A 12,017-nucleotide genomic window follows, 5' to 3' on the forward strand; every position below is an offset into this window, starting at 1 on the left:
CTGCGACCGGCAGGACTGCCGGGAGCGCGGTGGTGGCGGCGAACATGCGGATCACGATAGGCAGCAACACCGCGGCGTTCCACCGGATTCCCGGCGGCTCAGCCGGCCAGGCCCTGGCGGCACCACGCGACGTTGGCGCGCAGCCGCTCGTCGTCCGGGCGTACGGCGAGCGCGCGCTCCGCGGCGGCCAGCCCCTCGTCGTACCGGCCGGTCCAGTAGGCGCTCACCGCGACCTCGTCCCAGGCGCGCCAGGTGTAGGTCGGGGCGTCGACGAACAGCGCCTCACCCCCGGGCATGGGCAGCGCGGCTGCGGCCCGGGCATAGAGGAGCGCGACCTCGTAGCGCTCCCGGGCGCGCTCCAGGCGGGCCGCCTCGACGAGGGCCTCGGCCCGCCAGGGGCAGGCCTGGAACGCCGCCAGGAAGGCGTCGACGACCTGGTCGACCGGCGCACCGAGCCGCTCCCGCAGGCGGGCGGACTCGAACCGCGCGCACCAGCGCTCCTGGTCCCAGCCCGCGGGGTTGGCGATCCGCACCGCATAGGCCGCGAGCGCCCGCTCCGGCTCCCCGGCGTCGCGCCAGGACTGGGCGAGGTAGAACTGCAGCCGCGGGGAGTCCGGGTCCACGCGCAGCGCCCGCTCGATGAGGGCGGCGTCCTTGCGGTAGGTGTCCGGGTCGCCGGCCCGGGCGCCGTCGTGCCGGACCAGCACGCCCGGTGCGTCGAGGGTGCCGAGCGCGGCGCCCGGCAGGTCGAGGTACTCGTGGATCGGTCCGTTCCACCGCCACGGGTCCTCCAGCCGGACCAGGCACAGCCGGGCATAGCGCGCGTCGCCGTACGCCACCGGGAGGTGGTAGCCCGACGCGGTCAGCGCGGGCCGGACCGGCGGCAGGTCGCGCAGCTGCTCGTCGGCGTCGATCCACAGGGCGTAGTCACCGGCGCCACGGTGGGCGCTGGCCCGGGCGAGGTCGAGCACCTCCTGCCGGTTGTGGCCGAAGTCGACCCACGGCCGCTCGACCAGCTCACCGGGGATCCCGGCCAGGGCCTCGCGGACGAGGTCCTGGGTGCCGTCGCTCGACCCGGTGTCGGCGACGACCCACCAGTCCACGAAGGGACGCACGCTGTCGAGGCAGCGCCGGATCACGTGCGCCTCGTCCTTGACGATCATCATCAAGCCGATGCCCGGCACGCGTGCTCCCTCCGTGGACCTGGTGGTTCGCTCTCCGCGGTGGGTCAGCCGACCCGGACGAGCTGCAGGCTCGCGCCGGTGCCAGTGTCGAGCGCCAGCGCGCCGAGCAGGCCGTAGGCCTCGACCGAGATCGTGTCACCCGCGGCGAGGGTCAGCACCGCAGAGCCGCCCCAGCTGCTGGTCGACACGACAGTCCCGTCGTCGAGCGAGGCCACGGGCGCACCGTTGAGTCGCGCCCGGACGCTCGCCAGCAACCCGGCGTTGCTCTGGACCCGGAACGACACCTGGTAGTCACCGGCCGTGGCGACCGTGAACTGGGTGCTCGTGCCGTCGACCACGACGTCGTGCGACGCGGTCGTGGTCGGGAACGGGATGCTCGTGCCGCCGAGCACGACCGCGATGACCCCGCCGGAGTTGTTCGCGTACGAGCCATAGGCGGGCGCGACGCCCGCGCCGTCGACGCCCGCGATGCCGGTCGGGCCGGTCGGGCCGGTCGGGCCGGTGGCACCCGTCGGGCCGGTCGCGCCGGTGGCGCCGTCGAAGCCGTCGTTGCCGTCGAAGCCGGTCGCGCCGGTGGCGCCGTCCGAGCCGTCCGTGCCGGTGGCGCCGGTCGCGCCGGTGGCACCCGTCGGGCCGATCGGGCCGGTGGCGCCGATCGCTCCGGTGGCGCCCTGGACGCCCTGGAGGCCGGTCGCCCCCGGGGTGCCGTTGGCACCGGTGGCGCCCTGAGCGCCGGTGGCACCGGTGGCGCCCCGCTCGCCCTGGGCACCGGGCACGCTGACGCCCGTCGTACCGATGCGCCACTTGATCTGGCGCTCGCCGGCCTGGCAGCGGCGCTCGGCGCCGTTGACCAGCCAGCGGCCGTTCTTCTGGACCAGGCGCAGCGCGCCGGTGTCCCGGTCGTAGCAACCGATGACCTGCTTGACCTTGGGCGCCGCCGACGCGACGTCGGCCGAGGCCGGGACGCTCGGGAGCAGCGTGGCCGCGGTCGTGGCCATGACGGAGACGGAGTAGAGGCCTACCTGGCGCCATTTCTTGTTCATCAGCATGAATTCCTCGGCGAAACGGACCCGGGAGCCTGGCCCTAGGGGGTGAGAACGCAGCGGGCAGCACCGTCGCTGCCCGAGCGCCCCATCGGCGCCGGCCCGGCCGATCCGAGGAATCTGGCGAAGCCTTCTCAAGCGGGACCGGGTCCCGCCGATGAGGCGGACGTGCCCGCACTCGTCTCGCTCGTCCCCCGTCCCTCCCGCGCCCTGGTCGCCCTGGCCCTGGCCGGCACGGTGCTGCTCGCCGGCTGCGGCGGCGGGGGCGACGAGGACAAGGACAGCCGCCCGGCGGCGAGCGCCACCACGGCCACGGCCGACACCCTGGTCGCGACCGGCGTGGAGCAGCTGGCCGCGAAGGACGTCGACGGTGCGCGCCGCTCCTTCCAGGCCGCGGTCGCGCTGGAGCCCGAGCACGCCCGGGCCCACTACAACCTCGGCTACCTCGCGCAGACCCAGGACCGCGACGACGCCACCGCGATCGAGGAGTACCAGCAGGCGATCGCCGCCGACCCCGAGCTCGCGCCGGCCCTCTACAACCTGGCGCTGCTCACCGAGCCGGCCGACCTCGAGGCCTCCGTCGACCTCTACCGCCGGGTCCTGGAGGTCGCACCGGAGGACGCGCCGGCGTACCTGCGGCTGGGCTACGCCCTGCGCCACCTCGGGCACGAGGCCGAGGCGAAGAAGGCGCTCGCCCGCGGGATCGAGCTCGACCCCGCGCTGAAGGACGTCCCTCCGCCGTCGTACGGCGGCTGAACCAGCACCATCCCCAGGACGACGAGGCGCCGCCTCCCCTAGGGTGGTCGTGACGAGTCGGCGGGTTCCAGACCTCTGGGAGGTCCAGTGTCGTTGCAGGTCCACGAGCGAAGGTTCCGGGTGCCGGTCGAGCACCGGTTCCTCGGCCTCGACAAGCGATCGTTCCCCTTCGCGTTCTTCGTGATCGCGGTCTTCCTCCTCTCGACCGTGGCGATCCCCCTCGTCGACAAGGCGATCGACTGGGACGACCCGGTCCGGGCCGGCGACGAGCTGGCCCTGACCGCGACGATCGGGTTCACACCGACCACCGGCTGGGAGATCGAGTCCGGCTTCCGGGCTCCCGCGAGCGGCACCCCCGGCCAGAGCGGCCCGGCCGCGGTCACCAGCGGCGGCGTCACCTTCTCCGCCGTCCCGGACAAGTTCGACGGCACCCCCGCGGCGCTGCTGAAGCAGATCCAGAAGGTCACCAGCGCGACCGACGACCCGACCTTCCGCGTCGACGACGACCCCACCACCCTGACGACCTCCTCCGGCGAGGTCGGCGTCCTGCAGACCTACAGCAGCGTGCGTGGCGACGGCCTGATCGCGGCCTTCGTCATCGACGGCACCGGCATCAAGGTCACCGCCTACGGACCGCCCGCCCAGATGAAGACCGCCGTCTCCGACATCCACGCCATGATCACCAGCATCCGCAGCACCGGTTCCGAGGGGAGCGGCTCGTGAGCACCGACGCCGACCAGCGCCGTACCGAGGCGCTCGAGACCTCCGCCTGGGGCGAGCGGTTCACCTTCTTCCAGCCCCAGAACCTCTGCTTCTGGGTCTTCCTCGCCCTCACCGGCGTCGGTCTCGTCCACGTCTGGTCGTACTTCGGCCCCAAGGCCGGCTTCTACGCCGAGGCCTTCGTCGTCGCCGCGATCCTCTGCGGCCTGTGCGGGGCGGCCTGGGTGTGGTGGTTCCACCACATCGACCGCTGGGAGCGCCAGCCGCGCGGCCTGGTCGTCGCCGCCCTGATCTGGGGCGCGGTCCCGGCGACGTTCGGGTTCGCGATCACCGTCAACGGCGCCATGCTCAGCATCTACCCCAAGCTGTTCGGGCAGGAGTGGAGCGCCGACTGGGCGGCCGGCCTGACCGCGCCCTTCACCGAGGAAGCCGCCAAGCTCTGCGGCTTCCTGCTCATCATGGGCCTGGCGCCGCGCCTGGTCCGCACCGCCAACGACGGACTGATCATCGGCGCCTTCGTCGGGCTCGGGTTCGCGGTCTTCGAGGACTTCCTCTACGCCGCCAACAGCACCGCCACCGCCTTCGGCACCGACCCGGTCGGCAACGCGGTCCAGATGTCCTTCACCCGCATCGCCTTCAGCTTCGTGTCCCACCCGCTCTTCAGCGCGCTGGTCTGCAGCGGTGCGATCTACCTGATGGGCACGGCCGCCCAGCCCCGCAGGATCGGTCGCGGCATCGCCCTGGTCGTCGCCGGGATGTTCCTGCACTTCACCTGGGACGACGCCGGCGGCCTCGGCAACGGCAGCGGCCTCCAGACGTTCGCCGTGATGGCCGGCTCGATCATCCTGGCGATGGTCCTCCTGCGCTGGGCCTTCCGCGCCGCCGCGCCGCGCGAGCACCAGTTCATCCGCGACATCCTCGCCCCCGAGGTCGCGGCCGGCGTGGTCAGCGACGCCGAGATCGAGGCCGTCGTCGACAAGCGCCAGCGCAAGGCCTACCGCAAGGCCGCCCCGAACCACCACGCCCGCCGGGCCCGCAAGCACCTGCGCCACGCCGTCCTCGACCTCACCCACGACATCGCCTCGGCCCACCACGGCAATGCCGACACCGGTGCCGTCGACCAGGCCCGCGCCGAGGTCGTCCGCCTGCGAGCGCTCGCCGAACCGGATCAGCCCGCCGCGGGCACCCTCCAGCCGACCCGGTGAGCGGCGCCGACCGCCGCGATCTGCGAGCACAGCTCGAGCTTGGCCAGGATCGACTTCACCTGGCTGCGCACCGTCGCCGGTGAGACCACGCCGGCCCGGGCGATCTCGCCCACCGGGTCACCCCGCATCAACGCCCCCAGGACGGCGGCTTCCCGCGGCGTGAGCCGCGCCAGCCGGCGCCGGATCTCGCCGGTCTCGGCGTCCTCGCGGCGCGCGAGCTCGACCAGCGCGGCTCGCTCGGCCGCGGGGATCAGCGGTTGTCCGCCGCTGACCCGGTGCACCGACGCGAGCACCCGGTCCAGCGGCCAGCTCTTGGGCACGACCCCGGCGGCGCCGTGGCGCAGGCACTCCCCCCAGCACGCGCGGTCCGGGCTCCCCGTGAGCACCAGGACCCGGACGCCGGCGGCGCGCAGCGGGCCGACCAGCCGCAGGCCGTCACCGAACGGCCCGAGCCAGCGATCCAGCAGCGCCACCTGGGTGCCACCGCGGACGGCCTGGTTCAGCACGGTCGCCGTCGAGGCCCGCGGGTCGCCCACGTCGACCAGCCGGACGGCGTACCCCTGGGCCTGCAGGGCGAGCCCGACCGCCTCGGCGAACAGCACGTGGTGGTCGATGATCGCGAGGCGTGGTGCGGTCGATGTCCCCATGTCGCCCTCCCTGACGAGCAGAGGCGGTGAGGCTAGACGTCGCGCTTTCACAACCGCGGGTGGGCCGTTGTGAATTGCTCGGGCACAATCCGGAGCGTGCTGCTGCGCAAGATCACGGGCTCGATCGCGGACTTCCACGCCCGCCCGATCCCCGAGGACCTGACCGAGGCCGAGGCCTGGTCCTTCACCCCCGACCACCCCGCGCTCGTCCTGGGCAGCGCCCAGGACCACACCGTCGCCGACGCGGACGCCACCGCGGCGGCCGGCGTCGACGTCGTACGGCGGCGCAGCGGCGGCGGCGCCGTCTACGTCGACCCGGCCCGGAGCGTGTGGCTCGACGTCGTCGTGCCCCGCCACGACCCGCGGTGGAGCGACGACGTCCGGACGTCCGTCTACTGGCTCGGCGAGGCCTGGCAGCGCGCGCTCGCGACGCTCGGCGTGACGACCGAGCTCTACCGCGGCGGTCTCGAGCAGACGCCGTGGGGCCGGCTCGTCTGCTTCGCCGCGCTGGGGCCCGGCGAGGTCCTCGTCGACGGCCGCAAGCTGGTCGGCATCTCGCAGCGCCGGACCCGCGCCGGGGCGCGCTTCCAGTGCATCGCCTACGAGCAGTGGGACCCCTACGACGTGCTCGACCTGGTCGCCCTCGACGCCGACGAGCGGCGCCGCGCGGGCGCCGATCTCGCCGGCCGAGCCACCGGTCTCGGGCCGCACCTGGCCGCGCTCCGGGACGCCATCGAGAGCGAGCTGCTAGGCACCTGATCCATGCACTGAGAGCATGGGCCCATGGAGCTCGAGACGATCCGTGCATTCCTCGCCGTGGCCGACGGCCACACGGTCACCGAGACGGCCGAGCGCGTCCACCGCACCCAGCCCGCGGTCTCCCGGGCCCTGGCCCGTCTCGAGCGCGAGGTCGGAACGCCGCTCTTCCAGCGGGTCGGACGCGGGCTGACCCTCACCCCGGCGGGCCGGGAGCTCGCCCGGCACGCCCGCGAGGCGGTCGACGCCTACGAGCGCGGCCTGCGGTCGGTCCAGGACCTCACCGCCCCCGACGCCGGCTTCGTCCCCGTCGCCTTCCTGCACACCCTCGGCACCTGGCTCGTGCCCGAGCTGATCCGCAGCTTCCACGTCGCCCGGCCGCACGTGCGTTTCGACCTGCGCCAGCACGGCGACGCGGGCCTGGTCGACGACCTGCTCGGCGGCATGGTCGACCTCGCGGTCACCGGCGACCGGCCCGAGCACCCCCAGCTCGACAGCCGGCGGCTGTTCCTCGAGCCGCTCCGGCTCGTCGTCCCGCCCGACCACCGCCTCGCCGGACGCCGTACGGCGCGGCTGCGCGACGTCGCGAACGAGCAGTTCATCGTGCTGCGGCCCGGCTTCAGCCTCCGCGCCGTCACCGAGGACCTCTGCGCCCAGGCCGGCTTCGCGCCCCGGATCGGGTTCGAGGGCGAGGAGGTCGAGACCCTCCGCGGGCTCGTCTCGGCCGGCCTGGGCGTCGCGCTGCTGCCCGAGCCACGCAGCACGGCGGCGCCCACGACGCCGTACCTGCGGGTCAGCGACGTCAACGCCGCGCGCGAGATCGGCCTGGCCTGGGTCAAGGGCCGCACGCTGCCGGCGGCGTCGGCCGACTTCCGCACCCACACGCTCCGGACGAGCCGCAAGATCCATGCGCTCTGATCATTGTTTGGTCGCAAACTAGGCATTGGACGCATGAAGATTCCCGGCTGAGGATGGTGCCGCCCGCACCATCGACCGACAGGACCCGGGATGACCGACATCGACCCCGCCGAGACGCAGGAGTGGCGCGACGCGCTCGCGGCCGTCCTCGAGTTCGAGGGCGAGGCACGGACGAAGTACCTGCTCGACCAGGTCCTCGAGGAGGCGCAGCGCCTGGGCGCACGGGTCCCCTTCGTCGCCACCACTCCCTACGTCAACACGATCGCGCCCGGTGACGAGCCCCAGCACCCGGGCGACCGCGAGATCGAGCACCGGATCCGCTCCGCGATCCGCTGGAACGCCCTCGCCCTGGTGCTGCGCGCCAACAAGGACTCCACCGAGCTCGGCGGGCACCTCTCCAGCTTCCAGTCCGCGGCGACCCTCTACGACGTGGGCTTCCAGCACTTCTGGCACGCGCCCACCGCCGAGCACGGCGGCGACCTGGTCTACGTCCAGGGCCACCTGTCCCCCGGCATCTACGCGCGCGCCTTCCTCGAGGGCCGGCTCACCGAGGCCCAGCTCGACAACTTCCGCCAGGAGACCGGCGGGGACGGCCTGTCGTCGTACCCGCACCCGTGGCTGATGCCCGACTTCTGGCAGTTCCCGACGGTCTCGATGGGCCTGGGCCCGCTGATGGCGATCTACCAGGCGCGGTTCCTCAAGTACCTCCACGCGCGCGGCCTCGCCGACACCGCCCCCCGCAAGGTCTGGGCCTTCCTCGGCGACGGCGAGACCGACGAGCCCGAGTCGCTGGGCGCCATCTCGATGGCCGCCCGCGAGAAGCTCGACAACCTCGTCTTCGTCGTCAACTGCAACCTGCAGCGCCTCGACGGCCCGGTGCGCGGCAACGGCAAGATCATCCAGGAGCTCGAGGGCGTCTTCCGCGGCGCCGGGTGGAACGTCATCAAGCTCGTCTGGGGCTCCGGCTGGGACCAGCTCCTCGCCCAGGACACCAGCGGCGCCCTCAAGCGCCGGATGATGGCGTGCGTCGACGGCGAGTACCAGACCTTCAAGTCCAAGGACGGCGCCTACGTCCGCGAGCACTTCTTCGGGGTCGACCCCGAGCTCGCCGCGCTGGTCGCGGACTGGTCCGACGACGAGATCTGGCGGCTCACCCGCGGCGGCCACGACCCGCAGAAGGTCTACGCCGCCTACGCCGCCGCCGCGGCCCACACCGGCAGCCCGACGGTCGTGCTCGCCAAGACGGTCAAGGGCTACGGCCTCGGCACCGCCGGCGAGGCGCAGAACATCAGCCACCAGGCCAAGAAGGTCGCCGAGCCGGCGCTGCGCGCGTTCCGCGACCGGTTCGCCATCCCGATCGCCGACGAGCACCTCACCGACCTGCCCTACCTGTCGTTCCCCGAGGGCTCGCCCGAGCACACCTACCTGCACGCCCGGCGCCAGGCGCTCGGCGGCTACCTCCCCGAGCGCCGCCGTACGTCGGCCGCCCTGGCGGTCCCCGGCGTCGAGGCGTTCGCCGCCCAGGTCGCCGGCTCCAACGGCCGCGCGATCTCGACGACCATGGCGTTCGTCCAGATCCTCACCAAGCTCCTGCGCGACAAGGAGGTCGGCAAGCGAGTCGTGCCGATCGTCCCCGACGAGGCGCGCACCTTCGGCATGGAGGGGCTCTTCCGCCAGGTCGGGATCTTCTCGCAGAGCGGCCAGCTCTACACGCCCGAGGACGCCGAGCAGCTGATGTTCTACAAGGAGGACGCCAGCGGCCAGATCCTCCAGGAGGGCATCAACGAGCCCGGCGCGATGTCGTCGTGGATCGCGGCCGCGACGTCGTACTCCAGCAGCGACACCCCGATGATCCCGTTCTACATCTACTACTCGATGTTCGGCTTCCAGCGGGTCGGCGACCTCGCCTGGGCCGCCGGCGACATCCGGGCCCGCGGCTTCCTCGTCGGCGGCACCGCCGGGCGCACGACGCTCAACGGCGAGGGTCTCCAGCACGAGGACGGCCACAGCCACCTGCAGGCCGCGATGATCCCCAACTGCGTCGCCTACGACCCGACCTACGCCTACGAGCTGGCGGTCATCGTCGCCGACGGCCTGCGCCGGATGTACGCCGAGCAGGAGGACGTCTTCTACTACCTCACGCTCATGAACGAGAACTACGAGCACCCGGCGATGCCCGAGGGTGCGACCGAGGGGATCCTCAAGGGCCTCTACGAGCTGCGCCCCGCCGAGGGCACCGCCCAGGTCCAGCTCATCGGCTCGGGCACGATCCTGCGCGAGGTCCTCGCCGCCGCCGACCTCCTCGCCGCGGACTTCGGCATCGAGGCCGACGTCTGGAGCGCGCCCAGCCTCACCGAGCTGCGCCGCGACGGTCTGGCCACCGAGCGCTGGAACACCCTGCACCCGCTCGAGGAGCCGCGCACGCCGTACGTCGCCGCGTGCCTGGACGGCCGCCCCGGGCCGGTGATCGCCGCGACCGACTACATGAAGGCCTACGCCGACCAGATCCGCGCCTTCGTGCCCGGCGACTACACCGCGCTCGGCACCGACGGCTTCGGCCGCTCGGACTACCGCCGCAACCTGCGCCGCCACTTCGAGGTGGACCGGCACTTCATCGCCGTCACCGCCCTGCGCCGGCTCGCCGACGAGGGCACCGTCACCCCCGCCGTCGTCGCCCAGGCGATCGAGAAGTACGGCATCGACCCCGACCGGGCCGACCCGGCCCACGCGTGAGGACAGCAACGATGGAGATCAAGGTTCCGGACATCGGGGACTTCACCGACGTCCCCGTCATCGAGGTGCTCGTCGAGCCCGGCAGCGTCGTCCGGGCGGAGGACCCGCTCATCACGCTGGAGACCGACAAGGCCACGATGGAGGTGCCCGCGCCGTTCGACGGGACCATCGTGTCGCTGTCGGTGGCGGTCGGCGACAACGTCAGCCAGGGCAGCGTGATCGCAATCGCCGAGGTGGCGGCCGCGGAGGCCGCCCCCGAGCCCGCCCCCGAGCCGGCCCCCGCTGCCGCCCCTGAGCCCGTCGCGGCACCGGCGGCCGAGGCCGTCGTACCCGAGGCGGCCGAGCCGACCGGTGGCCTCCGCGCCACCCCGCTCGTCCGCCGCCTCGCCCGCGAGCTCGAGGTCGACCTCACCGCCGTCCGCGGCAGCGGCCCCCAGGGCCGGGTCACCAAGCAGGACCTGCTCGCCCACCACGCCCAGACCCTCGCCCCCGCCGCCGGTACCGGCTCCGCGGCCGGCACCGGGATCCCCGCCGTCCCCGAGGTCGACTTCGCCAAGTTCGGCCCGGTCCGGACCGTGCCGCTGTCCCGGATCAAGAGGATCTCCGGCCCCCACCTGCACCGCTCCTGGCTCAACGTCCCCCACGTGACCCACGCGGACGAGGCCGACATCACCGACCTCGACGCCTACCGCCGCGAGCTCGACGAGGCCGCCCGCGCCGACGGCTACCGCGTGACGCTGCTGAGCTTCCTGCTCAAGGCCGCCGCGGCCGCGCTCCGCGAGCACCCCGAGGTCAACAGCTCGCTCTCCGGCGAGAACCTCGTCCTCAAGGACTACGTCAACATCGGCGTCGCCGTCGACACCCCCGACGGCCTCGTGGTGCCCGTCGTGCGCGACGTCGACCGCAAGGGCATCCTCGAGCTCAGCCGCGACCTCGCCGACCTGTCCGCCCGGGCCCGGGACGGCAAGCTGAGCGGCGCCGACCTGCAGGCCGCCACCTTCACCATCAGCAGCCTCGGCGGCATCGGCGGCACCCACTTCACCCCGATCGTCAACGCCCCCGAGGTCGCCATCCTCGGCGTGGTCCGCTCCAAGACCGCTCCGGTCTGGGACGGCGAGACGTTCGTGCCGCGCCTGATGCTCCCGCTGTGCCTGTCCTACGACCACCGGGTCGTCGACGGGGCGCTCGCGGCACGGTTCACCGCGCACCTCGCGCACCTGGTGGCCGACGTACGGCGTCTGGTGCTCTGAGCCTGGCGGCTGGGGCGAGGGCGGCGGCTAGGCGAGCAGCCCGAGCCGCCGCGCCTCGACGACGGCCGCCTGCCGCGTGCCGGCGTGCAGCCGGGCCATCGCCGCCCGCAGGTAGCTCTTGACCGTCGGCACGGACAGCCCCAGGTGCTCGGCGATCTCGGCGTTGCGCAGGCCGAGCGCCACGAGCTCGAGCACCTCGACCTGGCGCGGCGTGAGGACCGCGTCGGCGTCCTCGCCCGGCGCCGCGCTCGCCGGTACGGCGCGGATCGCGTCGGCCGCCAGGAGCATCCGCAACCGCAGGTCGACCTGGTCGCGTACGTCGAGCTCGTGGGCCACCTGGCCCGCCTGGTGCTCCAGGAAGCGGGCCATCTCGGGCCCGCGCGCGGGTGAGCGGGTGCCGGCGTACAGCAGGCCCCGCATCCGGCTGCGGACGACGATCGGCGCGACCGCGAGGGTCACGATGCCCTCGCCGAGGATCTGGGCGTCGAAGTCGTGGGTGATGTCGTCGGAGGCGCCGTAGTCGTCCACGGCGAGGGCCTGCCCGGTGTCCCAGCTGCGCCCGCCGAGCCCGCGGGAGGGCCGGAGCACGATCGAGGTCAGCCGGCGCGTGGCGGCGCCGGCGACGGCGGTGACGCGCACCTGGCCCTGGTCGCAGAGACCCGCGAAGGACACGGCACCCCGGATCGCGCCACGGACCTCGCGACTCGCCTGCCGCAGCAGCGCGACGTCGCTCGGACGCATGAGATCCACGGACACCACTACCTACCTTCGAACGTGCCGACGAGCGCTGGAGCCACCTGAACAT

The 12,017-nt window shown here is 73.4% G+C and carries 11 protein-coding genes; 7 read left to right on the forward strand and 4 right to left on the reverse strand.

Features of this window, described 5'->3' with window-relative positions; all coding sequences use genetic code 11:
* Window positions 1-98: 98 nt before the first annotated feature.
* Both M0M48_RS21705 and M0M48_RS30910 read right to left on the reverse strand, forming a co-directional pair.
* Window positions 99-1,184, reverse strand: a complete 1,086-nt coding sequence (locus tag M0M48_RS21705) for a tetratricopeptide repeat-containing glycosyltransferase (RefSeq protein WP_257752713.1) — start codon at window positions 1,182-1,184, stop codon at window positions 99-101.
* A gap of 44 nt (window positions 1,185-1,228) precedes the next feature.
* Complete coding sequence (locus tag M0M48_RS30910) at window positions 1,229-2,227, reverse strand: BclA C-terminal domain-containing protein (RefSeq protein ID WP_308220333.1); 999 nt, start codon at window positions 2,225-2,227, stop codon at window positions 1,229-1,231.
* A 168-nt stretch (window positions 2,228-2,395) separates the two neighbouring features.
* On the opposite strand from M0M48_RS30910, the gene M0M48_RS21720 reads away from it, so the two are divergent.
* The 3 genes from M0M48_RS21720 to M0M48_RS21730 all read left to right on the forward strand — a co-directional run bounded on the left by M0M48_RS21720 (window position 2,396) and on the right by M0M48_RS21730 (window position 4,908).
* Window positions 2,396-2,983, forward strand: coding sequence for a tetratricopeptide repeat protein (locus M0M48_RS21720; RefSeq protein ID WP_257752714.1), 588 nt, complete (start codon window positions 2,396-2,398; stop codon window positions 2,981-2,983).
* 87 nt (window positions 2,984-3,070) lie between these two features.
* A complete protein-coding gene (locus M0M48_RS21725) occupies window positions 3,071-3,706 on the forward strand; it encodes a hypothetical protein (protein ID WP_257752715.1) in 636 nt (211 codons plus the stop codon).
* Window positions 3,703-4,908 carry a PrsW family intramembrane metalloprotease gene (locus M0M48_RS21730; protein ID WP_257752716.1) on the forward strand — a complete coding sequence of 402 codons (1,206 nt, stop codon included), beginning with the start codon at window positions 3,703-3,705 and terminating at the stop codon, window positions 4,906-4,908. Before M0M48_RS21725 ends, M0M48_RS21730 begins: the two co-directional genes overlap by 4 nt.
* Here the strand turns inward: M0M48_RS21730 and M0M48_RS21735 are convergent.
* Window positions 4,872-5,555 (reverse strand): LuxR C-terminal-related transcriptional regulator, encoded by a 684-nt coding sequence (locus tag M0M48_RS21735; RefSeq protein WP_257752717.1) that lies wholly within the window; start codon window positions 5,553-5,555, stop codon window positions 4,872-4,874. The two genes, M0M48_RS21730 and M0M48_RS21735, sit on opposite strands and share 37 nt — an antisense overlap.
* A gap of 96 nt (window positions 5,556-5,651) precedes the next feature.
* Between M0M48_RS21735 and M0M48_RS21740 the strand changes: the two genes are divergently transcribed.
* From M0M48_RS21740 to M0M48_RS21755, 4 genes are all read left to right on the forward strand, one after another.
* Window positions 5,652-6,314, forward strand: coding sequence for a lipoyl protein ligase domain-containing protein (locus M0M48_RS21740; protein WP_215812531.1), 663 nt, complete (start codon window positions 5,652-5,654; stop codon window positions 6,312-6,314).
* 24 nt (window positions 6,315-6,338) lie between these two features.
* On the forward strand, window positions 6,339-7,229 hold the full coding sequence (locus M0M48_RS21745) for a LysR family transcriptional regulator (RefSeq protein ID WP_257752718.1): 891 nt from the start codon (window positions 6,339-6,341) through the stop codon (window positions 7,227-7,229).
* A gap of 90 nt (window positions 7,230-7,319) precedes the next feature.
* A complete protein-coding gene (gene aceE / locus M0M48_RS21750; protein ID WP_257752719.1) occupies window positions 7,320-9,962 on the forward strand; it encodes a pyruvate dehydrogenase (acetyl-transferring), homodimeric type in 2,643 nt (880 codons plus the stop codon).
* An 11-nt stretch (window positions 9,963-9,973) separates the two neighbouring features.
* The gene (locus tag M0M48_RS21755) at window positions 9,974-11,212 is read left to right on the forward strand and encodes a 2-oxo acid dehydrogenase subunit E2 (protein ID WP_257752720.1); all 1,239 of its coding nucleotides are present in this window, start codon (window positions 9,974-9,976) and stop codon (window positions 11,210-11,212) included.
* Between the two features lie 27 nt (window positions 11,213-11,239).
* Here M0M48_RS21755 and M0M48_RS21760 read toward each other — a convergent pair whose 3' ends face one another.
* A complete protein-coding gene (locus tag M0M48_RS21760; RefSeq protein ID WP_257752721.1) occupies window positions 11,240-11,968 on the reverse strand; it encodes a LuxR C-terminal-related transcriptional regulator in 729 nt (242 codons plus the stop codon).
* Window positions 11,969-12,017: the final 49 nt, after the last annotated feature.

It is taken from the genome of Pimelobacter simplex (assembly GCF_024662235.1).
GTDB lineage: Bacteria > Actinomycetota > Actinomycetes > Propionibacteriales > Nocardioidaceae > Nocardioides.

Excerpts from the sequence above, each read along its gene's own strand:
- M0M48_RS30910 (WP_308220333.1), bottom strand. The coding sequence starts at position 2,227 with ATGAACAAGAAATGGCGCCAGGTAGGCCTCTACTCCGTCTCCGTCATG.
- M0M48_RS21735 (WP_257752717.1), bottom strand. The coding sequence starts at position 5,555 with ATGGGGACATCGACCGCACCACGCCTCGCGATCATCGACCACCACGTG.
- M0M48_RS21745 (WP_257752718.1), top strand. The coding sequence starts at position 6,339 with ATGGAGCTCGAGACGATCCGTGCATTCCTCGCCGTGGCCGACGGCCAC.
- aceE (WP_257752719.1), top strand. The coding sequence starts at position 7,320 with ATGACCGACATCGACCCCGCCGAGACGCAGGAGTGGCGCGACGCGCTC.
- M0M48_RS21755 (WP_257752720.1), top strand. The coding sequence starts at position 9,974 with ATGGAGATCAAGGTTCCGGACATCGGGGACTTCACCGACGTCCCCGTC.